This is a genomic window from Streptomyces sp. NPDC086787 (assembly GCF_044745865.1).
In the GTDB taxonomy this organism is placed as follows: Bacteria; Actinomycetota; Actinomycetes; order Streptomycetales; family Streptomycetaceae; genus Streptomyces.
The window spans coordinates 431,363-454,147 of sequence record NZ_JBIVBC010000003.1 but is presented as its reverse complement, the minus strand read 5'-3'; the positions used below and the strand labels follow the sequence as shown (position 1 = coordinate 454,147).

Genomic DNA, 22,785 nt, shown 5'->3' with positions numbered 1-22,785 from the left:
ATCTGGTCCGATGTCCATTGTGCGGGCGCCCACTGACAATCAGCCCCGATCAGCCCCGGCGGCCCCGCCCACGACGACCCCGGCCTTCGCCGTGCTCGTCGTCGTTGCCGTCGTTGTCGGCATGGTCGTCGTCGTTGTACGACCCCAGCAGTTCGTCCGCCAGCGTCGGCAGGTCGTCCAGCGGTGTCTCCTCGGCCCAGTCGGGCCGGGGCCGGCGCGCCCCCGCGCCGTCGGCTTCGACCTGCGGCAGTTCACGCGTGCGGTCGTCCGCGCTGTCGGGGCGCGCGGCGGGCCGCTCGTCCCGGAAGTAACCCTGCGGCACCCGGTCGACCGGGCCCCCGTCCCGCACCGGGGGCAGTACGGCGGTCTCGTCGGCCGCGCCGGACGGAACCCGGGGCAGTACGGCCGTCTCGTCCGCGGCACCCGGCCGCACCGGAGGCAGCACCGCCGTCTCGTCCGCCGCACCCGACGGCGCGGGTGGCTGCGGCAGCTCCGCCGTGACCTCGGACTCGGAACCTGAACCGGACTCAGCACCCGAACGCGAACCCGAACCGGAACCAGCTGCGGACCCCGGAATCGGCGTAGTCACAGTCGCCGCGTCCTGCGAGGCCGCGGGGGCCGCCGGAGGGGCTGCGGGGGCCGGAGTGGCCGGGGCCGTCGGCCTCGGTGTCACGGGCTGCCGCGCGGCCACGTCGGCGGCGGCCGCCGCCGCGGCGGCCTGGCGCCTGGCTTCCTCCGCGCGCAGCAGCGCCTCCTCGGCCTTGCGCTGCTTCTCCAGCCGCCGGGTCTCGGCCTCGGCGTGCAGCCTGGCCTCCTCCTCGGCCTGCTTGCGCCGCCGTTCCTCCTCGGCCCTGCGCCGCTGCTCCTCGGCGGCCCTGGCCTCCTCCTCCGCCAGCAGCCGGACGCGCTCCTCCTCGGCGCGCCGGCGCGCTTCCTCGGCACGCTGCCGCGCCTCCTCCGCCTGCCGTTCGGCCTCGCGCCGCTGCGCCTCCTCAAGCTCGCGCCGCTTGCGCTCCTCCTCCTCGGCGCGCAGCTTGGCGAGCTGTTCCTGGCGCTCGCGCTCCAGGCGCTCCTCCTCGGCCTTGCGCGCGGCCTCTTCCTCGGCCTTGCGGCGGGCCTCCTCGATGGCGGCCCTGCGGGCCTCCTCGGCGGCCTTCACCTCGGCCTCGGACAGCGGCAGCACGGTGTCGAGGCGGCGCCGGATCACGGTGGTCACGGCCTCGGGCTCCTGGCCCGCGTCCACGACCAGATAGTGACCGGGGTCGGCGGCGGCCAGCGTCAGGAATCCGGACCGCACGCGCGCGTGGAACTCGGCGGGCTCCGACTCCAGCCGGTCCGGGGCCTCGGTGAACCGCTCGCGGGCGGCCTCGGGCGAGACGTCCAGCAGCACGGTCAGGTGCGGGACGAGTCCGTCGGTGGCCCAGCGGTTGATGCGGGCGATCTCGGTCGGGGACAGGTCGCGGCCCGCCCCCTGGTAGGCCACGGAGGAGTCGATGTAACGGTCGGAGATGACGACGGCTCCCCGCTCCAGCGCGGGCCGTACGACCGTGTCGACGTGTTCGGCGCGGTCCGCCGCGTACAGCAGCGCCTCCGCGCGGTGCGAGAGGCCGGCCGACGACACGTCCAGCAGGATCGAGCGCAGCCGCTTGCCCACGGGGGTGGCTCCCGGCTCGCGGGTGAGGACCACCTCGTGTCCCTTGCCCCGGATCCATTCGGCGAGGGCCTCGGCCTGGGTGGACTTCCCGGCGCCGTCGCCGCCCTCCAGGGCGATGAAGAAGCCGTTCGCGGTCTGCTTCTGGGCCGGGTCGTCGCCGCCGAGCAGCGCGTCCCGGAGGTCGTGGCGCAGCGGCACGCCGGACCGGTCGTCGATCTTGGCCAGGACCAGCGCGGCCACCGGCAGCAGCAGCGCGCCGACCAGCATCAGGGTGAAGGCGGCTCCGCCGTGCGCGAACACGAACCTGCCGTTCTCCATCCGGTGCGGGCCGATGAGGGCCGCCACCACGGGCGCGATCAGCGCGCCGAGTGCCACGAGGACCCGGACGACCGCGTGCAGGTGCTCGGTGGTGCGCGGGCGCCGGTGGTCCTCGGTCTCCTGGTCGATGAGCGCGTGTCCGGTGTTGGCGGCGATGCCCGCGCCGATACCGGCCAGCGTGACGATCAGCAGCACGCTGGTGACGTCCGGGACGAGTCCGGCGGCCAGCAGCGCGATACCGGTGAAGGCGATGGCGAGCGCGAGCAGCCGGCGGCGCGAGAGCGACGGCAGGACGGCGGGGGCGGTGCGGATGCCGACGACGACTCCGCCGGTCAGGCCGAGCACCAGCAGGCCGTACAGCACCGGGCCGCCGCCGAGGTCCTTGGCGTGCAGCACGGACACGGCGACGGCGGCGGAGATCGCCCCGGCGACGGCCGCGCAGGCCAGGACGAGCAGCGGAACGGCCCCTGTGCGGCCCGTGTCGACGCCGGTGCCCGTACGGGGGCGGCGCAGTCCTTCGAGCGGGGACCGCGGGCGCGGGGTGCGCGCGGCGGAGAACTCCAGGAAGGTCACCACGGACAGGGAGCCGGCGAACAGGCCCGCCGCCACATACGACCCGAGGGCCGCCTGGTGCTGGTCGAACCAGGCGCTCACGGTGCCGAGCAGGTTGTTCAGCAGTGACGCGACGGCCAGGGCGGCGGCCGCCAGGGGCACGGCGACGAAGCCCGTGCGCAGCGACAGGCGGCGCAGGGCGTCCAGGTGGTCGGGCAGCGGTCGTACCGTGGCGCCCTCGGGCGGCGGGGCCGGCAGCAGGCCGGGGGCCGCGCTCTCCCGGCACACCGACCAGAGGCGCTCGGCGACTCCGGTCACGAAGGCGGTCACCAGCAGAACGGGCAGGGCGTTGCCCGGTGTCCAGTCGATCCACAGCGGCGCGATGATCAGCAGCACGGCGCGCAGTCCGTCGGTGCCGACCATGGTCCAGCGGCGGTCCAGCGGACCGTCCTGCGACGTCAGGGAGGTGAGCGGGCCGAGGAGTACGGCGCCGAAGAGCAGCGTCGCCACCACGCGTGCGGCGAAGACGGTCGCCACCGCGAAGGCCACGCCCCGGTAGCCCCCGCCGAACGAGCCCTCGGCGATCGCCGCCTGGAGGGCGAGCAGGACCAGCACCAGGAGCGCGAGGGCGTCCCCCACGCCGCTGACGAGCTGTGCGCTCCACAAGCGCTTCAGCTGCGGCCGGCGCAGCAGGGCGCGGACGGCACGCTCGCGGGAGTCCGCGAGCAGGGTGTCGTCAGGTGTGGTGGAGGTGGCCGTTGGCTGGTCGGCTCGCATCATGCGTTCAGCCTATCGGCAGGCGCTGACAGAGCGCCCCGGCCGGTCCGTACGTGCGCACACCCCGGCACACATGTGGTGCCGGGGCGTGCGTTCCGCGACGCGGGTGTGAAGGTCCGGTGACCCCTACGGGGTCTCAGTCCTCCGCGGCCGTGGTCTTCTTGGCCGCGGTCTTCGCGGCCGTCTTCTTGGCCGTCGTCTTCTTCGCGGCGGTCGTCTTCTTGGCGGCGGTCTTGGCCGCAGCCGTCTTCGTGGTGGCCTTCTTGGCCGTGGCCTTCTTCGCGGGCGCCTTCTTCGCCGTCTTCTTGGCGGGCCCCTTCGCGCGCTTCTCGGCGAGCAGCTCGAAGCCGCGCTCCGGGGTGATCGCCTCGACGCTGTCGTCCGAGCGCAGGGTCGCGTTCGTCTCGCCGTCGGTGACGTACGGCCCGAAGCGGCCGTCCTTGACCACGACCGGCTTTCCGCTGACCGGGTCCTCGCCAAGCTCCTTCAGCGGCGGCTTGGCGGCCGCCCGGCCACGCTGCTTCGGCTGGGCGTAGATCGCCTGCGCCTCCTCCAGCGTGATCGTGAAGAGCTGGTCCTCGGAGGTCAGCGAACGCGAGTCCGTGCCCTTCTTCAGATACGGGCCGTAGCGGCCGTTCTGCGCGGTGACCTCGACGCCGTCCGCGTCGGTGCCGACGACACGCGGCAGCGACATCAGCCGGAGCGCGTCCTGAAGGGTCACCGTGTCCAGTGACATCGACTTGAACAGCGAGGCCGTACGCGGCTTGACGGCGTTCTTGCCGGTCTTCGGGGTGCCCTCGGGGAGCACCTCGGTGACATACGGGCCGTAGCGGCCGTCCTTGGCGACGATCTGGTGGCCGCTCTCCGGGTCCGTACCCAGCTCGAAGTCGCCGCTCGGCTTGGCGAGCAGCTCCTCGGCGAGCTCGACGGACAGCTCGTCCGGGGCGAGGTCCTCGGGGATATCCGCGCGCTGGTGCTGCTCGGTGTCCTTCTCGCCACGCTCGATGTAGGGGCCGTAGCGGCCGACGCGCAGCACGATGTCGTTGCCGACGGGGAACGACGACACCTCGCGCGCGTCGATCGCGCCCAGGTCGGTCACCAGTTCCTTGAGGCCGCCGAGGTGGTCGCCGTCGCCGTTGCCGGCGTCGGCGGCGGCGCCGGTGTCGCTGCCCTCACCGAAGTAGAAGCGCTTGAGCCACGGCACGGCCTTGGCCTCGCCGCGTGCGATGCGGTCGAGGTCGTCCTCCATGCGGGCGGTGAAGTCGTAGTCGACGAGCCGGCCGAAGTGCTTCTCCAGGAGGTTGACGACGGCGAAGGACAGGAAGGACGGCACCAGGGCCGTGCCCTTCTTGAACACATAGCCGCGGTCGAGGATCGTGCCGATGATCGACGCGTACGTCGACGGGCGGCCGATCTCGCGCTCTTCCAGCTCCTTGACCAGGGAGGCCTCGGTGTAGCGGGCCGGGGCCTTGGTGGCGTGGCCGTCGGCCGTGATCTCCTGGGCGGTCAGCGCGTCGCCCTCGGCGACCTGCGGCAGCCTGCGCTCGCGGTCGTCCAGCTCGGCGTTCGGGTCGTCGGCGCCCTCGACGTAGGCCTTCAGGAAGCCGTGGAAGGTGATCGTCTTGCCGGAGGCGCTGAACTCGACGTCGCGGCCGTCGGCCGCGGTGCCGCCGATCTTGACGGTGACGCTGTTGCCGGTCGCGTCCTTCATCTGGGAGGCGACGGTCCGCTTCCAGATCAGTTCGTACAGCTTGAACTGGTCGCCGGTCAGACCGGTCTCCGCGGGGGTGCGGAAGCGGTCGCCCGAGGGGCGGATCGCCTCGTGCGCCTCCTGGGCGTTCTTGACCTTCCCGGCGTACGTGCGCGGCTTCTCCGGCAGGTAGTCGGCGCCGTAGAGCTGGGTGACCTGGGTGCGGGCGGCCACGACGGCGGTGTCGCTCAGCGTCGTGGAGTCCGTACGCATGTACGTGATGTAGCCGTTCTCGTACAGCTTCTGGGCGACCTGCATCGTCGCCTTGGCGCCGAAGCCGAGCTTGCGGCTGGCCTCCTGCTGAAGCGTCGTCGTACGGAACGGGGCGTACGGCGAGCGGCGGTACGGCTTGGACTCGACCGAGCGCACCGCGAACCGGGTGTTCTCCAGCGCGGCGGCGAGGGCGCGGGCGTTCGCCTCGTCCAGGTGGAGGATCTGCTGGCTCTTGAGCTGCCCCAGGGAGTCGAAGTCGCGGCCCTGTGCGATCCGCCTGCCGTCGACGGTCTGCAGACGGGCGACCAGCGACGACGGGTCGGACGAATCGCCTGCGCGGCCGGTCGCGAAGGTGCCCGTCAGGTCCCAGTACTCAGCGGAACGGAACGCGATGCGCTCGCGTTCCCGCTCCACGACGAGCCGGGTCGCGACCGACTGGACGCGGCCTGCCGACAGGCGCGGCATGACCTTCTTCCACAGGACCGGCGAGACCTCGTAGCCGTAGAGGCGGTCGAGGATGCGGCGGGTCTCCTGGGCGTCGACCAGCTTCTGGTTCAGCTCGCGCGGGTTGCGCACGGCCTGCTGGATCGCGTCCTTGGTGATCTCGTGGAACACCATCCGCTTGACCGGGACCTTCGGCTTCAGCACCTCCTGGAGGTGCCAGGCGATGGCCTCGCCCTCGCGGTCCTCATCGGTGGCGAGGAAGAGCTCGTCGGACTCCTTGAGCAGGTCCTTGAGCTTCTTGACCTGGGCCTTCTTGTCGGCGTTGACGACATAGATCGGCTCGAAGTCGTGCTCGACGTCCACGCCGAGGCGGCGGACCTCGCCGGTGTACTTCTCCGGCACCTCCGCGGCGCCGTTGGGAAGGTCGCGGATGTGCCCGACGCTCGCTTCGACTACGTAGCCGGGGCCCAGGTAGCCCTTGATCGTCTTCGCCTTGGCAGGCGACTCGACGATGACGAGTCGGCGGCCGCCCTGTGCGGTCTCGCTGGTCGGGGACAACTTCGCTCTTCTCTCCGGTCGACGCTGGGGCCTCCCGGGCAGTGCTCCCGGGGTCGTGTCGTGTGACGCTGCGGAGTGTGACGGTACATCCCGTCCCCGTGTCAAACGGGAAAAGCCCGCAACGGCCACTCGAACGGTAACCCGACTACCGCCATTCCTGCCGCCCGGAGTATCCGGCTTCCCGGACCGCTCTGTCCTGAGGGTGACGGTCCCGTGCCCCTTACGACAGCACGCGCACGGCCGTCAGAGGCGGGTGAGGCAGTACGTCCCGAGGCACAGCGCGACCAGTGCCGCGAGGCCGGCGAGAGTGGCCGACGCCACCTGGTTCACACCCTGGGCGACCGGTTCGCGGTGCCGGACGCGGGCGCCGGTCCACACCAGCAGCGCGCCTCCGAACAGGGCGAACACCGCCCCCGCGAAGATCGCCGGTCCGCTCTCCATGACTCCCTCGCTCCGCTTCGCCGTCCATGACCGCCGAGCAGCGCGAGACTGCCACGCACGGACGGCGCCCGGGCGAACCCGAGGTGAACGCCGGGCCGCCGATATGGCGAACATCCGTTCGAATCACCGTCTGGCGACCTGCCGCCGACGTCGGTGAAGATATTTTTCCGGCCTTTTTCCTCCGCCCGTCCTCCCGGCGAGCCGCGCCCGGTCACCCCGCCGGTTCGAGGAACCCCTGCTCCACCAGCAGGCGGATCTGGGCCGGCGTGCGGTCACGCAGGATGACCGGGTCCTCGCCCACCAGCTGGGCGATGGCGTCCAGGATCCGGCCCGCGCTGAGTGTGCCGTCGCAGACGCCCGCGAATCCGGCGCCGACCGTGTCCACCCTGGTGGCCCGGCGCATGCCACGGTTCTGCCGGAGCACCACGTGCTCCGGGTCCTCGGCACCGGGCAGCCCGACCTGCTCCTGGACCACCTCGGCCACGAGTCTGAAGTGGCCGTCGAGCAGCGCCGCGTCGTCGTGCGCCCGGAGGTAGTCGAGGCGGGCGAAGTGCGCGCGGACCGTCTCGCCGAGCGGCTGCTCGATCGGGTGCGGCCACTCCTCCACGACGACCGACGGCTCCGCGGCCGCGGTCCTGCGCAGGGTGATCCAGCCGAAGCCCACCGCCCTGACCTTGCGCGCCTCGAACTCGTCCAGCCAGGCGTCGTAGCGCGCCTGGTACTCCGCCGGATCGCCACGGTGGTCACCGGCGTCCCTCAGCCACAGCTCGGCGTACTGCGTGACGTCCTGCACCTCGCGCTGCACGACCCAGGCGTCGCACCCGCGCGGCACCCATGATCTGATCCTGTCCTGCCAGTCCTCCCCCTCCACGTGCTGCCAGTTGGCGAGGAAGTGCGCGAACCCGCCCTCGTTCAACCGCTCTCCCGCACCGTGAACGAGCGACTGGCACAGATCGTCCCCGCCCATTCCCCCGTCGCGGTAGGTGAGCCGGGCGCCGGGCGAGATGACGAACGGCGGATTCGACACGATCAGGTCGTACGTCTCGTCGTCCTTGAGCGGCTCGAAGAGCGAGCCCTCGCGCAGATCGGCCGCCGGTGCGCCGGACAGCGCGAGGGTCAGCGCGGTGATGTGCAGCGCACGCGGGTTGACGTCGGTCGCCGTCACGCGGGTGGCGTGCCGCGCGGCGTGCAGGGCCTGGATCCCGGAGCCGGTGCCGAGGTCGAGCGCGGCGGCGACCGGGGTACGGACGGTGATGCCGGCCAGCGTGGTGGAGGCCCCGCCGACGCCGAGGACCACCCCTTCCGCGTGGCTGCCGATGCCGCCCGCGCCGCCGACCGCGCAGCCGAGGTCCGACACGATGAACCAGTCCTCGCCGTCCGGTCCGCCGTACGGCCGTACGTCCACGGTGGCCGCGACCTCGTCGCCGCCCACGCGCGTGAGCCAGCCGCTGTCCAGGCACTCGGCGACGGGCAGCACGTCGGCCACGCGCGCTTGCGGCGCGGGCTGCTGGAGCAGGAACAGCCGTACGAGCGTCTCCAGCGGTGTGTCCCCGCGGGTGGCCCGGAGGGCGGGCACGGTCTCGCTGCGGGCCAGTGCCGCGTACGCAGGGGCGCCGAGCAGTTCGAGCAGCCCGTCGGCGGTGAAGTCCGCGCCGAGCAGGGCGGCGCGGAGCCGGCCGGCGACGTCGGGACGGTCGGGGGACGGCAGGGGGGACAGGGTGGCGTGGGTGGTGTTACTCACGCCCCCATTGTGTCCGCTCGGACCGACATCGCACGTATCCGAACCAGCCCCGCGTCCACCGCCACCGGATTCCGCCGGTTTCCGACCGCCGCCACCTTCTCCACCCACGGCCGCCGGTCTCCAGCCACGGCCGCCGGTCTCCGCCCGCGGCTCCCGGTCTCCGACTGCTACCGCCGTGTCCGCCCGCGGCCGCCGGTCTCCGCCTGCCGCCCGCCGTCTCCGCCTTGCGACCCCCGGTCTCCGCCTGCCGCCCGCCGTCTCCGCCTTGCGACCCCCGGCCTCCGCCTGCCGCCAGCTGGTCTCTGCCCGCGGCTCCCGGTCTCCGCCTGCCGCCGCCGGTCCCCGACCGCGGCCGCCGATCTCCGCCTGCCGCCGTCGTCTCCGACCGCGGCCGCCGGATCAGGCCGCCGCGGCCGGGTCAGACCGCCATTGCCTGATCAGCCCGCCGTGGCCGGTGCGGAGGCCGACTTGCAGCTCTGCTGTTTGGCCATCGCCTTGCCGACGTCGCCCGCCTCAAGGTTCTTCAGCGCGTCGTTGCCGTTCGAACTCAGCTTGTCCAGCTGGGTCGCGATGCCCTTGAGGCCGTCGGCGAACTTGGCCTGGTCCTTGGTGTCGAGCCCATCCACCTGCTTCTTGAGGGTGGTGTACGACGTGGCGATGTCGTTGAGCTCCTTGACGGCGTCCTGCTGCTTCTTCTGCCCGCCGTCGACGTCCGGGGCCCCGGCCGACTTCACGGCGGCGGCGATCGCCTGGTAGGCGTCGGACATGTCCTGGAAGGCCTTCGCGTCGGTCTTCTGGACGTCCGCGGGCGCGCTGCTGTCCGAGGTCTCCTTCTGGATCGCGGCGTTGGCGGCCGCGATCTTCTTGGCCTGCGGCTGGACCGCGTCGCAGACCTGCTTGGCCCAGGCGTCCAGCTTCTCGTTGTTTTCGCTTCCGCCGCCGCTGCATCCCGCAAGCGCCGACACCAGTACCGCGCTGCCGGACAGCACGGCCGCGAGCTTCGTGTTCACGGATCGGTCCCTTTCCCTGGCTCTCGGCCCCCGGACCTTACACGCCGGATGGGTGACAGTCGCGTGCCGAACATACGGTAAGGCACTTTTTATGACCATTTGCACCAACGGGGAGGCCGAGAGAGGCGCGAGACAAGGCTCACGGCGGGGGCGCACACACGGACGGGCGGGCGGACGGCGCGTCAGTGCGCGCCACCCGCCCGCCCGTTGGACGGACCTCCGTAAGGCGGCCTACGAAACCACCGCGGGATCGGCGGACTTGGTCACCCGTTCGGCGTTGTCGTCCTCGTCGCCGACCGCGATGCCCTTCCGCTTGGAGACGTACACCGAGACGACGATCACGAGCAGCGCGAGGGCCGCGATGCCGATCCGTACGCCGATGTTCTTGTCCTCGCCGTAGGAGAACTTGATGACCGCCGGCGCGATCAGCAGCGACACCAGGTTCATCACCTTCAGCAGCGGGTTGATGGCGGGCCCGGCCGTGTCCTTGAACGGGTCGCCGACCGTGTCACCGATGACGGTCGCGGCGTGGGCCTCGCTGCCCTTGCCACCGTGGTGCCCGTCCTCGACGAGCTTCTTCGCGTTGTCCCAGGCACCACCGGAGTTGGCCAGGAACACCGCCATCAGGGTGCCCGCGCCGATCGCGCCCGCGAGGAACGAGCCGAGCGCGCCGACACCGAGCGTGAACCCGATGAAGATGGGCGCCATGACGGCGAGCAGACCGGGCGTGGCCAGCTCCCTGAGGGCGTCCCTGGTGCAGATGTCGACGACCTTGCCGTACTCCGGCGTCTCCGAGTAGTCCATGATCCCGGGCTTCTCGCGGAACTGTCGGCGCACCTCGAAGACCACCGCGCCCGCCGACCGTGACACGGCGTTGATGGCGAGTCCGGAGAAGAGGAAGACGACCGCCGCGCCCGCGATCAGGCCGACCAGGTTGTTGGGCTGCGAGATGTCCATGGACAGGCTCAGCGGCGAGCCCGGGCCGGTCAGTTTCGCACCCACCTCCTGGACGTTGGTGGTGATCGCGTCGCGGTACGACCCGAAGAGCGCCGAGGCCGCGAGCACGGCGGTGGCGATCGCGATGCCCTTGGTGATGGCCTTGGTGGTGTTGCCGACCGCGTCCAGGTTGGTGAGCACCTGGGCGCCCGCCCCCTGGACGTCACCGGACATCTCGGCGATGCCCTGGGCGTTGTCGGAGACCGGGCCGAAGGTGTCCATGGCGACGATGACGCCGACAGTGGTCAGCAGACCGGTACCGGCGAGCGCGACCGCGAACAGCGCCAGCATGATGGACGTACCGCCGAGCAGGAACGCCCCGTAGACGCCGAGGCCGATCAGTAGGGCGGTGTAGACGGCCGATTCGAGCCCGACCGAGATGCCGGCGAGGACCACGGTGGCCGGGCCGGTCAGCGAGGTCTTTCCGATGTCCATCACGGGACGGCGGTTGGTCTCGGTGAAGTAGCCGGTCAACTGCTGGATGACGGCGGCGAGCAGAATGCCGATGGCGACCGCGACGAGCGCGAGGATCCGCGGGTCGCCGTCCTTGGCCTTGATCGCCGCGTCGGTGACTCCGTCCAGGTCGGCGTACTTCGCCGGCAGGTAGGTGTAGACCGCCACCGCCACGAGCACGAGCGAGATCACCGCGGAGATGAAGAAGCCGCGGTTGATGGCGGACATGCCGCTGCGGTCGCTGCTGCGCGGGGCGACCGCGAAGATGCCGATCATCGCGGTCAACACGCCGATCGCGGGCACGAGCAGCGGGAAGGCGAGACCGGAGTCGCCGAACGCCGCCTTGCCGAGGATCAGCGCGGCGACCAGGGTCACGGCGTACGACTCGAAAAGGTCGGCTGCCATACCGGCGCAGTCGCCGACGTTGTCGCCCACGTTGTCGGCGATGGTCGCGGCATTGCGCGGATCGTCCTCCGGAATGCCCTGCTCGACCTTGCCGACCAGGTCGGCGCCGACGTCGGCGGCCTTGGTGAAGATGCCGCCGCCGACACGCATGAACATGGCGATCAGGGCGGCCCCGAGGCCGAAGCCTTCGAGCACCTTCGGCGCGTCGGCCGCGTACACCAGCACGACACAGGCGGCGCCCAGCAGGCCGAGCCCCACCGTGAACATGCCGACGACGCCGCCCGTGCGGAAAGCGATCTTCATGGCTTTGTGCGAGACGGCGGTGAGATCCTTCTGCGGCTCGCCTTCCGCCGGGGTGGCCTCCCGGGCCGCGGCGGCGACGCGCACATTGCTGCGTACGGCGAGCCACATGCCGATATAGCCGGTGGCCGCCGAGAACGCGGCACCGATCAGGAAGAACACCGACCGTCCGGCGCGCTGATTCCAGTCGTCCGCGGGCAGCAGCAGGAGCAGGAAGAACACCACGACGGCGAATGCGCCGAGTGTGCGCAACTGCCGGGCCAGATAGGCGTTCGCGCCTTCCTGGACCGCCGCCGCGATCTTCTTCATGCTGTCGGTGCCCTCGCCTGCCGCGAGCACCTGACGCACCAGGATCCCGGCGACCACGAGGGCCGCCAGCGCGACGGCCGCGATCACCGCCACCAGGATCCGGTTGTCGTCGGTCAGGACCGCGGCCGCGAAGGTTGTGTGCTGATCCAACTCATGAGGGGTAGAAAGCCCCGCCATTCGTCCTCCTTGACGCTTGGGCTGAGCTCAAGATGTGGACGGATTGTAGGTAGCGGAACCTGATCAAAACAGTACGCGGTAAACGGAATTAGCCTTCAACCGCTCTTCAGCAAATGATCGGCACCTCACGACGGAACCCGAAAGCGGTAACGCCTCAAAGGCATTGACGACCGCATTGACTCTTGATCGAATTATCCGCCGAATGATCGTGAATTTCTTCACGAATTCGGATGGTCGGACGACAAAAACACGAAGGGCCCTGCTCAGCAGGGCCCTTCGGATGATGCGGGACGTGCGCGACGCTCAGGGGAGCGTGGCCGCCGGCGGTGTGGCCGGCCAGGTCATGCGGATCAGACCGCCGTGCTCCCCGGCGGTCACCTCCACGTCGTCAACGAGTCCGCTGATGACCGCGAGGCCCATCTCGTCCTCCTCGGCCTCCGCGTCCGCCTCCTCCGTGGCGCCGCCGGGCGCCCGGTCCCCCGGAGCCGAACGGGGCGCCTCGTCGCCGACCTCGATGGAGAACTGTTTCTCCTCCTCGATCAGCGCCACCCGTACGGGCGCGGCGATACCGGCGCTCTGGTGCAGTCCGACGGCACGGGAGCAGGCCTCGCCGACGGCGAGCCGCACCTCGTCGAGTGCGGCCTCGTCCACTCCGGCCCTGCGCGCCACCGCCGCCGCCACCAGCCGGGCGGTTCTGACGTGCTCGGGCAGCGCGCTGAAGCGGAGTTCAACGGTGGCCATGCATCCCCCTCGCGACTTCGGGCGTGCGGTAGGGGGTCCGGGCCGCCGAAGCCCGGACCGCCTGGTGAACTTCTTCCTGAAACTTCTTCCGCCCCGGCCAACCGGCCCGGGACGGAGCCCACCGGCGTTCCGGGCCCGATCTCGGCGGCCCGGAACACGGTCGGCGACAGACCGGAATCAGTCGGTGGCCGCCACCGCTTCCTCGACCGAAGTGTGGATCGGGAACACCTTGGTCAGGCCGGTGATTCGGAAGATCTTGAGAATGCGCTCCTGGTTGCAGACCAGGCGCAGCGAGCCCTCATGGGCACGCACGCGCTTCAGGCCACCGACCAGCACGCCGAGCCCGGTGGAGTCGAGGAAGTCCACGCCCTCCATGTCGACGACGAGGTGGAAATTCCCGTCGTTCACCAGCTCGACCAGCTGCTCGCGCAGCTTGGGCGCGGTATATACGTCGATTTCGCCACCGACCTCGACGACCGTACGATCGCCGACGGTACGGGTCGACAGGGACAGGTCCACGGATCCTCCAGCACCTTGCTATCGAGCGGTCGCCCCTCGGGACACCGCGGCTTGCGGTCCCCGGGAACGTTCGCCAGCCGCGATGGCATTCAATCACTTACCGGCAGGCGTGCACGACGCCTTGGCTCCATTGTCCGTCACTCCGGTGACACACTCGGTGCCGATGGCCAAGAATCACCGATCCGACCGAACCCCGGCGGACACCGAGTCCCGCTGTTCCCCGGGCACGGTACTGGCCCGGCTCACCGCGGGACCGAGCCGGGCTGCGCGCATCACTCATACGGAGCACTTGCCCCCGCGGGCGGGTCGCCATGCCGTCTGGCCGGACCGGATTCGCCCGGAAGTGATCGTGGCCGTGCAGAAGTGCGGGATCGAGCACCCCTGGGCCCACCAGGCCCTGGCCGCCGAGCACGCCCTGGACGGCGAGTCGGTGGTCGTCGCCACGGGCACCGCCTCCGGCAAGTCCCTGGCGTACCTCGTGCCCGTCCTGTCGACCCTCCTCGACGGCTCCGAGGCGCCGGGCGGCCGCGGCGCCACCGCCCTGTACCTGGCCCCCACCAAGGCTCTGGCGGCCGACCAGCGCCGCTCGGTGAAGGAACTCGCCCAGCCGTTGGGCACATCCGTCCGCCCCGCCGTGTACGACGGCGACACGCCGGTCGAGGAACGCGACTGGGTACGCCAGTACGCCAACTACGTCCTCACCAACCCCGACATGCTGCACCGCGGCATACTGCCGTCACACCCCCGCTGGTCCTCCTTCCTGAAGTCGCTCAAGTACGTCGTGATCGACGAGTGCCACACCTACCGGGGCGTCTTCGGCTCACATGTGGCGCAGGTGCTGCGCCGGCTGCGCAGGCTGTGCGCGCGCTACGGCGCGTCACCCGTCTTCCTGCTGGCCTCCGCGACGGCCGCCGAGCCCGCCCTCGCCGCCCGCCGCCTCACCGGCCTCCCGGTGGTCGAGATCGCCGACGACGCCTCCCCACGCGGTGAACTGGTGTTCGCCCTCTGGGAGCCGCCGCTCACCGAGCTGCACGGCGAGAAGGGCGCCCCGGTCCGCCGTACCGCCACCGCCGAGACCGCCGACCTGCTGACCGACCTCACCGTGCAGGGCGTGCGCTCGGTCGCCTTCGTGCGCTCCCGGCGTGGCGCCGAGCTGATCTCCGTCATCGCCCAGGAGAGGCTGGCCGAGGTCGACCGCTCCCTGGCCCGGCGGGTGGCGGCCTACCGCGGCGGCTACCTCCCCGAGGAGCGCCGCGCCCTGGAACGGGCCCTGCACTCCGGCGAACTCCTCGGCCTGGCCGCCACGACGGCCCTGGAGCTGGGCGTGGACGTCTCCGGGCTGGACGCCGTACTGATCGCCGGATACCCGGGCACGCGCGCCTCCCTGTGGCAGCAGGCGGGCCGGGCGGGCCGCTCCGGCCAGGGCGCCCTCGCGGTGCTGGTGGCCCGCGACGACCCACTGGACACGTTCCTCGTCCATCATCCCGAGGCCCTGTTCGACCAACCGGTGGAATCCACCGTCCTCGACCCCGACAACCCGTACGTCCTGGCACCGCATCTGTGCGCCGCGGCGGCGGAGCTCCCGCTGACCGAGGACGACCTGGAGCTGTTCGGCCCCGCCGCCTCCGAGCTGCTGCCGCAGCTGGAGGCCGCGAAGCTGCTGCGCCGCCGGACCAGGGCCTGGCACTGGACACGACGGGAACGGGCCGCCGACCTGACCGACATCCGCGGCGCCGGCGGCCGGCCCGTCCAGATCGTCGAGGAGGGGACGGGCCGCCTGCTGGGCACGGTGGACGAGGGCGCCGCGCACTCGACGGTGCACGAGGGCGCCGTGCACCTGCACCAGGGCCGTACGTACCTGGTGCGCTCCCTCGACCTGGAGGACTCGGTCGCCCTGGTCGAGCAGGCGGAGCCGCCGTATTCGACGGTCGCCCGCGACACCACGGCGGTCTCCGTCCTGGAGACGGACATCGAGGTTCCCTGGGGGCCCGGACGTCTGTGCTACGGCTCCGTGGAGGTCACGAACCAGGTCGTCTCCTTCCTGCGTCGGCGCGTCATCACGGGTGAGGTGCTGGGCGAGACCAAACTCGACCTCCCGCCCCGCACCCTGCGCACCCGGGCCGTGTGGTGGACGGTCACCGAGGACCAGCTCGACCAGGCCGGGATCGCCCCCGAGATCCTCGGCGGCTCCCTGCACGCCGCCGAGCACGCCTCGATCGGCATGCTGCCCCTCTTCGCCACCTGCGACCGCTGGGACATCGGCGGTGTCTCGGTCCCGCTGCACCCCGACACCCTCCTCCCGACGGTCTTCGTGTACGACGGCCACCCCGGCGGCGCGGGCTTCGCCGAGCGCGCCTTCCACACCGCCCGCGACTGGCTCACCGCCACCCGTGAGGCCATCGCCTCCTGCGAGTGCGACGCCGGCTGCCCGTCCTGTGTCCAGTCCCCCAAGTGCGGCAACGGGAACGAGCCGTTGCACAAGCGGGGGGCCGTACGCCTGCTCACGGTGCTGCTGCGGGAGGCGCCGACGGAGCCGCCGAGGGAGCCGCCGACCGAGGAGGATCCGGACGGAGAGCACCGGGCGGAGCGGGCTGGGTCTCCTGGGCCGGGCGCGCCGGCCCCGCCCGCGCTCTGACCTCCGCCGCCAACGGCCCCCGTCCGGCTGCCGCCGTGACGTCCGAGGTGTCGCCGACGATCGCGCACCGAAGCAGCCGCGTCCTCTGCGCCGCCGCGACCCGGCCCGCGCGGGCGCACGCCGCCGCGGTGCCCTCCGGCCAGTGGTCCGCCGCCGCGAGCGCGGCCAGATCGGCCCCGCCCGCCGCGCGGTGCCGGGCGACGACCGCCTGCCCCAGCGCGAATACGGCTCCGAACACCACGCACAGGACGGCGACGGCTCCGATGCTCCAGACGGTGGCGGACCCACGGTCGGAGAACCGGCGCGGGCGGAGGCCCGCGAGTCGGTGCGGGCGGAGGTTCGGGACCCAGCGCGGGCGGAGGTACGGGAACCGGCACCGGCAGTGATCCGCGAGTCGGCGCGGACAGCGGCTCACGGCCGCGCCTCCGTCCCGGCCACCGTTTCCTCCGCCGACGCCACGGCTTCCTCCCGTACCTCGAAAGGCAGGCCGGACAGCAGCGGTGGGCGGGCCACCACCGTGACCCGAACCTGGTCCCCCTCGCGGGCGACGCTGACGCGCGCGCCGCCAGGTGCGGCCTCCCGGGTGACCGCCACGACCGCGCCGGGCGGGTCCTGGCGTGCCGCCGCACGGGCGCCGGTGCGCGCCGCGTCCACGCACTTGATCTGTGCCGTCACCACGAACAGCGCCCAGACCAGCGCCATCGAGAAGGCCACCAGCACGGGCAGCGCGACCGCCGCCTCCGCCGTCACGAACCCCGCGTCCCCGCCCACAGCCCGCTTTCCGCGTTCACATCCGCGCACTGAGGGCTCGTTTCACGATGGCCTGAAGTTCCGCCCTCACCTGACCGCTGGTCACGACCTCGTAGAGCAGCACGGCGAATCCCACCGCGGCGACGATCCCCATGGCGTACTCGGAGGTCACCATGCCCCCGTCCCGCCGCCTGAGCACCTGCCACCACGCCCGCGCCGTCCCGAGCGTCGCGGACATCCGACTCCTCTTCGCCTGAACCTTCTTCACCTGAAATCTCCTTCTGATCCGCCTTGTTGACCACCTTGTTGATCATCCGAACGCGCACAGCACGGGTCCGTTCATCCACCACCCCCTCCCAGCACGCCACCCGCCAGCCCGATCACCACGGGCACCACGCCGACCACGACGAAGGCGGGCAGGAAGCAGAGTCCGACGGGCGCGGTGACCAGGACGGCCGCCCGGCGGGCCCGTGCCGTCGCGGTCCGCGCCCACCGCGCACGGGCGTCGGCGGCGAGCCGGGCCACGGGGCCGGCCGCGGGGAGCCCCGACTCGTCGGCGCGCTCCAGCAGCCGGGCCAGCGGCGCGGCCCCCGGCAGCTCGGCCAACCGCCGCCAGGCATGGGCGGGTTCACCGCCGAGCCGTACCTCCGCCGCACCCCGTGCCAGCCCGTCCCCCACCGGGCCCGCGAGAGCGTCCCCGACGGCCTGGGCGGCGACGACCGGACCCGCCCCTGCCGCGATGCAGGCCGCCAGGAGATCTGCGGCGAGCGGGAGTTGACGCTCCGCGTGAGCCGCGTCGAACCGCTCCGCCCGGCCGGAGGCCTCCTGTCGTCGCCGCCACCGCCACAACCCCGCGGCCCCGCCCAACCCCACGACGACTCCGACAGGCCCGCCGACCAGCACCCACCCGGCGCCCACCACCGCGGCCTGCGGCAGCCACCACCGTGCGGCGGCCGGTACGACGAAGGGTTTCCCGGGGTCCGCCACCTTCAGGTCCAGCAGTTCGGCCAGTCGGCGCCGCGCCCGGCGCCGGCGCCGCTCCTCGGCCAGCCGCCAGGCCGGCCAGCCGAGCAGCAGGGTCACGACAGCGGCCGTCCCCAGCCTGTGGATGAACTCCGCGCTCATGCCGCCTCCGCTCCCCGCACGATTCGAGCCGCCCACCACATCCCGGCGGCCTCCAGCAGTCCGCCGAGCACCAGGCAGCCGAGGCCCGCCCCGGTGTGCAGCAGCACATGCAGCGGGTCGGCGCCCATGGCCGTGCCGAGAAGCAGGCCCAGCGCGGGCAGGACCGCGAGCATCACGGTGGTGGCCCGGGCGCCGGACAACTGGGCCCGCAGGTCCGCGCGCCGGTCTCGTTCGGCACGCAGCGCCTCGTCGAGCCGGTCGAGTCCGGCCGCGAGCCCCGCGCCCTGGTCAACGGCCACCCGCCAGCACGCCGCGAGCCCCAACAGCCCTTCGGCACCGGGCCGACGTGCGGCCATGGTGAGCGCGCCCGGCACGTCACCCCCGAACCGGGCCGCCGCGAGCACTGCCGACTGCGCGTCCGCGAGGCCGCCGGAGTCACGCGCCGCCCGCAGCAGCGCCTCCCCCGGCTGCCGCCCGGCCCGCACCTCCCCGGCCAGCGCGCCGCACAACGCGATGACCGCGTCCGCGCGCCGCTCCCGCGCCCGCCGTCGCTGCCCGGTCAGCCGTACCCGTCGCAGCACCGGAACCCCGGCCGCACCCGCGACGAGCGGAACCACCGAGGCGCCCAGCAGCCCCAGCACCAGCCCCGCGGCCAGCGACCACCATTCGCCCGGCACCCGGCCGCGCAGCCGCCGCAGTTCGTCGACGGCCCGCTCCCAGGGCGGAGGTCCGACCCCCACGACTCCGCCACCGGCGAGCAGCAGCCGCGCCCGCCGACTCCCCCGATGCCACCCGGCCGTGAGCCAGACGGCCGCCCCCACGCACACGACGGCAGCGCCGGCCGGCATTCCACCCACGAGTACTTCGCCCACCGCCATGTCACCCATCGCTGCTCCGGCCATCGCATTCGTCACTTCCGACACGTTCCTCACCACTCGCGAGCAGCCCCCGCAGCCGCTCCCAGCCGCGCTCCGGCAGGAACGCCCCGCTGCCCCAGCGCAGCGCCGGAACCGTCCGCACCAGCCCGTTGGGGTCGCGCTCCAGCACATGGACCTCGGCGATCCGCCGTCGGCCCGACGGATCCCTCACGAGGTGCAGCACGACCGACAGGGCGGCCGCCAACTGGCTGTGCAGGGCGGCCCGGTCGAGCCCGGCGGCCGTGCCCAGAGCCTCCAGGCGGGCCGGTACGTCCCCCGCGGCATTGGCGTGCACGGTGCCGCAGCCGCCCTCGTGGCCGGTGTTGAGCGCGGCCAGCAGATGGACGACCTCCGGTCCGCGCACCTCGCCCACGACCAGCCGGTCGGGACGCATCCGCAGCGCCTGCCGCACGAGGTCCTCCAACGTGACCAGACCCGCGCCCTCCTGGTTGGCCGGTCTGGTCTCCAGCCGTACGACGTGCGGGTGATCGGGGCGCAGTTCCGCCGAGTCCTCGGCGAGCACGATCCGTTCGCCCGGTCCGACCAGTCCGAGCAACGCGGTCAGAAGGGTGGTCTTGCCGCTTCCGGTCCCGCCACTGACGAGGAAGGACAGCCGGGCGCGCAGCAGCGCGCGGAGGATGTGGTCGCCGCCGGGCGGCACCGTGCCCGCCGTGACCAGTTCTTCGAGGGTGAACGCCCGTGGCCTCACCACCCGCAGGGACAGGCAGGTGCAGCCGACGGCCACCGGGGGCAGCACCGCGTGGAGCCGCGTCCCGTCGGGCAGCCGGGCGTCGGTCCATGGGCGGGCGTCGTCCAGGCGGCGTCCGGCCACCGCTGCCAGGCGCTGCGCGAGACGTCGTACCGCCGCCGCGTCGCGGAAGGTCACCGGGGTCAGTTCGAGGCCGCCTCCGCGGTCGACCCACACCCGGTCGGGGGCCACCACCAGGACGTCGGTGACCGCTGGGTCCGCGAGCAGGGTCTCCAGTGGTCCGCTGCCGACCAGTTCGGACCGCAGCCGGGCGGCCGCGCCGAGGACTTCCGCGTCGCCGAGGACCCTTCCTTGCTCACGCAGCGCCTGTGCCACGCGCGCGGGCGTCGGTTCGGCGCCGCTCTCGGCCAGCCACCGGCGCACGCCGTCAAGCAGTTCCGGGCCGTCCGCCGCGTCGAGTCCGGGAGCCGTCGTCATACGCCACCCGCTTCGACCAGGGTCCGTTCCCAGAAGCCCTTGCAGAACCGGGACAGTGGTCCGCGGCCGGTCGCGGCGGGCGGTTTGCCGCCCTGGGACGGGCGCAGCAGTCCCGACTCGACGGGCACCTCTCCGGCCAGGGGTAGTCCGAGCAGCCTGGCCACCTCGCGGTCGTCCAGCCCTGGCGCGTACGGGCCCCGCACCGCCACCCGCAGGTCGCGCAGGACCATGCCGACGGCGGACGCCACTCGTCCGGCCGCGGCGACGGCGCGCAGTTCGCCCGGGACCACGAGGAGCGCGAGGTCGAGCTGGGCCAGAGCCTCGGCGACCCCGCCGTCCAGGCGCCGGGGAAGGTCGACGACGACCGTGCCACCGCGCCGCCGGGCGGCCGCGAGGACCGCCCGCACCGCCGGGGGCGGTACGGAGACGCAGTCGCCGCGGTCCCAGCTGAGCACCCGGAGCGAGTGCAGTTCGGGCAGCGACTCCTCCAGGGCGCCGCCGCCGACCCTGCCGCGGGACGCGGCGAAGGCGGGCCAGCGCAGTCCTTCGGCCGTCTCGCCGCCGAGGAGTACGTCGAGTCCGCCGCCCAGTGGATCCGCGTCCACGAGCAGTGTGCGAACTCCCTCACGCGCGGAGGTGACGGCGAGCGCGCAGGCGAGCGTGGACGCGCCGGCTCCGCCACGGCCGCCGATCACGCCCACGGTGAGGGCCGGGCGGCCGACACCCTCGGCGACGTCGGCGATGCGGTCGACCAGCCACTGCTCGCCGTCGGGCAGCATCAGGACGTGGTCGGCGCCGATCTCGACGGCCCGCTTCCAGACGTCCGGATCGTCCTGGTCACGGCCGACGAGGACCACTCCTCGTCTGCGCGCGGCTCCGCGCACGCGGCGTGCCGCGTCGTCGCCGACCAGGACGAGGGGCGCCGCCTCCCAGCGGCCTCCGCGCTCCGGTACCCCGTGGTGGACCTCGGGTGTCGCGCCGGCCGCCGCGCACAGGCGCAGCAGATCGTCGAGGAGCCCGGGGTCCTCGGTGACGATCAGCGGCCGTCCCGGCCGCCCTCCGGTGGCGGGCGGCGGATCGTGGGTGACAGTTCCGGCCACGTGTGTGCCCCCTTTGCTGCATCTCCCGCGTGGCGCCTCTGCGGCCACGCGATTCCCAGACGTGTGAAGAACCGGCATGCGGCCTCCATATGGACGGCCGATACGGGCCGGTCATACGCGCCGCCGACAAACGGAACCGGCCATGAACTCGCCACGAGCGGGGCGCGCTTGAATCACGGTGCAGCGATCCGGGAAATCATGTGGATCTTGGTGAAAAACCGTGGACAACTCAGGGGCTGTGAATATCGCCGTCACTCATACCGGTGACCCGTGCACGGTTCCTGTGCGATGTCCGCAGAGCAGCCCTAGCGTTACGTTCCGTGACGGATCTTGCACGCACAAGAAAGGCGGCCGGAGCGCTAAGTCGCGACTCCGTGACCGCCTGGAGTTGGGGAGAAAACCCACCCGGACATGCGACGACCCCCGCCGGGGGGGAGAGCGGGGGTCGTCCCCACGGCCGACTCGGGGGGGGAGGAGTCGGGCCGGGTTAGCACGGTCGCGAACGATCCGTGACTTCCATGGTGTACCCGAGAGCCCTCTCAGGCAAACCCACGCGCCCCACCTTACGCCGAATGGTGGGCGCCTATGCTCGGGGTCGTGGAAAACCACTCCTTGCCCCGCACAGCTGCCTTCTTTGACCTGGACAAGACGGTCATTGCGAAGTCGAGCACACTCACGTTCAGCAAGTCGTTCTACCAAGGTGGACTGATCAACCGCAGGGCCGCCTTGCGGACCGCGTATGCCCAGTTCCTGTTCATGGGCGGCGGCATGGACCACGACCAGATGGAGCGGACGCGCGAGTACCTGTCCGCGATGTGCCGCGGCTGGAACGTCCAGCAGGTGAAGGAGATCGTCGCCGAGACCCTGCACGACCTGATCGACCCGATCATCTACGACGAGGCCGCCTCCCTCATCGAGGCCCATCACACGGCCGGCCGCGACGTCGTGATCGTGTCCACCTCGGGGGCCGAGGTGGTCGAGCCGGTCGGCGAACTGCTCGGCGCCGACCGGGTGGTCGCCACCCGCATGGTCGTGGGCGACGACGGCTGCTTCACCGGAGAGGTGGAGTACTACGCGTACGGCCCGACGAAGGCCGAAGCGATCAGGGAACTCGCCGAATCGGAGGGCTACGACCTCGACCGCTGCTACGCGTACAGCGATTCACTGACCGATCTGCCGATGCTCAGCGCCGTCGGGCACCCGCACGCGGTGAACCCGGACCGGGCCCTGCGCCGTGAGGCGCTCTCGCGCGGCTGGCCGGTGCTGGACTTCCACCGCCCGGTCCGGCTCAAGCAACGACTGCCGACCCTGTCCGTGCCACCGCGCCCGGCTCTCGTCGCGGCGGCGGCCATAGGCGCCGCGGCCGCCACCGCGGGACTCGTCTGGTACGCCAGCCGCCGCCGGAGTTCTGCCGCCTGACCTGGCCGTTCACCGCCCTCGCGGATTCCGGGAGTCCCCGGCGGATCACCCGGCCGCATTTAGTCCGCATTTGAACATAAAAGTAAAGAAGTGCAGCCAGGGGTTCCGCTTCCTCCGGGGTTGCAGTACAAAGGATTTAACGGCCCGCGAGACCAAAGGACATCCGAAAGGATCACCTTTATAACGCATTTGGCCCCTCGGACCGCGCATGACCGTCGAGCACCCACGCGACGTCGACCCGTCGATTACGGGCCAGCCGCACCAGGTGACGGGCAAAGTACCCGACCTGATGGGC

Annotated in this window: 16 protein-coding genes and 1 pseudogene; 2 read left to right on the top strand and 15 right to left on the bottom strand. The window is 72.1% G+C overall.

Features of this window, described 5'->3' with window-relative positions; all coding sequences use genetic code 11:
* Positions 1-49: 49 nt before the first annotated feature.
* The 8 genes from tmk to bldG all read right to left on the bottom strand — a co-directional run bounded on the left by tmk (position 50) and on the right by bldG (position 13,358).
* A complete protein-coding gene (gene tmk / locus ACIPK3_RS11680) occupies positions 50-3,304 on the bottom strand; it encodes a dTMP kinase (RefSeq protein WP_402568487.1) in 3,255 nt (1,084 codons plus the stop codon).
* 133 nt (positions 3,305-3,437) lie between these two features.
* Entirely contained in the window at positions 3,438-6,266 is a 2,829-nt protein-coding gene (gene topA, locus ACIPK3_RS11675) for a type I DNA topoisomerase (RefSeq protein WP_402568485.1), read from the bottom strand.
* 243 nt (positions 6,267-6,509) lie between these two features.
* A complete protein-coding gene (locus ACIPK3_RS11670) occupies positions 6,510-6,707 on the bottom strand; it encodes a hypothetical protein (protein WP_402568483.1) in 198 nt (65 codons plus the stop codon).
* 211 nt (positions 6,708-6,918) lie between these two features.
* Positions 6,919-8,448: a methyltransferase gene (locus ACIPK3_RS11665; RefSeq protein WP_402568481.1), complete on the bottom strand. Its 1,530-nt coding sequence runs from the start codon at positions 8,446-8,448 to the stop codon at positions 6,919-6,921.
* Between the two features lie 437 nt (positions 8,449-8,885).
* Entirely contained in the window at positions 8,886-9,458 is a 573-nt protein-coding gene (locus tag ACIPK3_RS11660; protein WP_402568479.1) for a small secreted protein, read from the bottom strand.
* Positions 9,459-9,689: 231 nt separating this feature from the next.
* On the bottom strand, positions 9,690-12,098 hold the full coding sequence (locus ACIPK3_RS11655; protein WP_402568477.1) for a sodium-translocating pyrophosphatase: 2,409 nt from the start codon (positions 12,096-12,098) through the stop codon (positions 9,690-9,692).
* Between the two features lie 303 nt (positions 12,099-12,401).
* On the bottom strand, positions 12,402-12,839 hold the full coding sequence (locus tag ACIPK3_RS11650) for an ATP-binding protein (protein ID WP_402568475.1): 438 nt from the start codon (positions 12,837-12,839) through the stop codon (positions 12,402-12,404).
* A gap of 177 nt (positions 12,840-13,016) precedes the next feature.
* Positions 13,017-13,358 carry an anti-sigma factor antagonist BldG gene (gene bldG / locus ACIPK3_RS11645; protein WP_010986038.1) on the bottom strand — a complete coding sequence of 114 codons (342 nt, stop codon included), beginning with the start codon at positions 13,356-13,358 and terminating at the stop codon, positions 13,017-13,019.
* An 82-nt stretch (positions 13,359-13,440) separates the two neighbouring features.
* On the opposite strand from bldG, the gene ACIPK3_RS11640 reads away from it, so the two are divergent.
* Positions 13,441-15,993 carry a DEAD/DEAH box helicase gene (locus tag ACIPK3_RS11640; RefSeq protein ID WP_402568473.1) on the top strand — a complete coding sequence of 851 codons (2,553 nt, stop codon included), beginning with the start codon at positions 13,441-13,443 and terminating at the stop codon, positions 15,991-15,993.
* A gap of 40 nt (positions 15,994-16,033) precedes the next feature.
* On the opposite strand, the pseudogene ACIPK3_RS11635 reads toward ACIPK3_RS11640, so the two are convergent.
* From ACIPK3_RS11635 to ssd, 7 genes and pseudogenes are all read right to left on the bottom strand, one after another.
* Positions 16,034-16,231, bottom strand: a pseudogene (locus tag ACIPK3_RS11635) (Rv3654c family TadE-like protein); the annotation flags it as partial.
* 173 nt (positions 16,232-16,404) lie between these two features.
* Positions 16,405-16,743: a TadE family type IV pilus minor pilin gene (locus ACIPK3_RS11630; protein ID WP_402568680.1), complete on the bottom strand. Its 339-nt coding sequence runs from the start codon at positions 16,741-16,743 to the stop codon at positions 16,405-16,407.
* 37 nt (positions 16,744-16,780) lie between these two features.
* Positions 16,781-16,981 (bottom strand): DUF4244 domain-containing protein, encoded by a 201-nt coding sequence (locus ACIPK3_RS11625; protein WP_402568471.1) that lies wholly within the window; start codon positions 16,979-16,981, stop codon positions 16,781-16,783.
* Between the two features lie 101 nt (positions 16,982-17,082).
* On the bottom strand, positions 17,083-17,868 hold the full coding sequence (locus ACIPK3_RS11620; RefSeq protein ID WP_402568469.1) for a type II secretion system F family protein: 786 nt from the start codon (positions 17,866-17,868) through the stop codon (positions 17,083-17,085).
* Positions 17,865-18,716: a type II secretion system F family protein gene (locus tag ACIPK3_RS11615; RefSeq protein ID WP_402568678.1), complete on the bottom strand. Its 852-nt coding sequence runs from the start codon at positions 18,714-18,716 to the stop codon at positions 17,865-17,867. Before ACIPK3_RS11615 ends, ACIPK3_RS11620 begins: the two co-directional genes overlap by 4 nt.
* 31 nt (positions 18,717-18,747) lie before the next feature.
* On the bottom strand, positions 18,748-19,971 hold the full coding sequence (locus ACIPK3_RS11610; RefSeq protein WP_402568467.1) for a TadA family conjugal transfer-associated ATPase: 1,224 nt from the start codon (positions 19,969-19,971) through the stop codon (positions 18,748-18,750).
* The gene (gene ssd, locus ACIPK3_RS11605) at positions 19,968-21,071 is read right to left on the bottom strand and encodes a septum site-determining protein Ssd (protein WP_402568465.1); all 1,104 of its coding nucleotides are present in this window, start codon (positions 21,069-21,071) and stop codon (positions 19,968-19,970) included. The genes ACIPK3_RS11610 and ssd overlap by 4 nt, the downstream gene beginning before the upstream one ends.
* A 585-nt stretch (positions 21,072-21,656) precedes the next feature.
* Here ssd and ACIPK3_RS11600 point away from each other — a divergent pair.
* The gene (locus ACIPK3_RS11600) at positions 21,657-22,490 is read left to right on the top strand and encodes an HAD family hydrolase (protein ID WP_402568463.1); all 834 of its coding nucleotides are present in this window, start codon (positions 21,657-21,659) and stop codon (positions 22,488-22,490) included.
* The last annotated feature ends 295 nt before the right edge of the window (positions 22,491-22,785 follow it).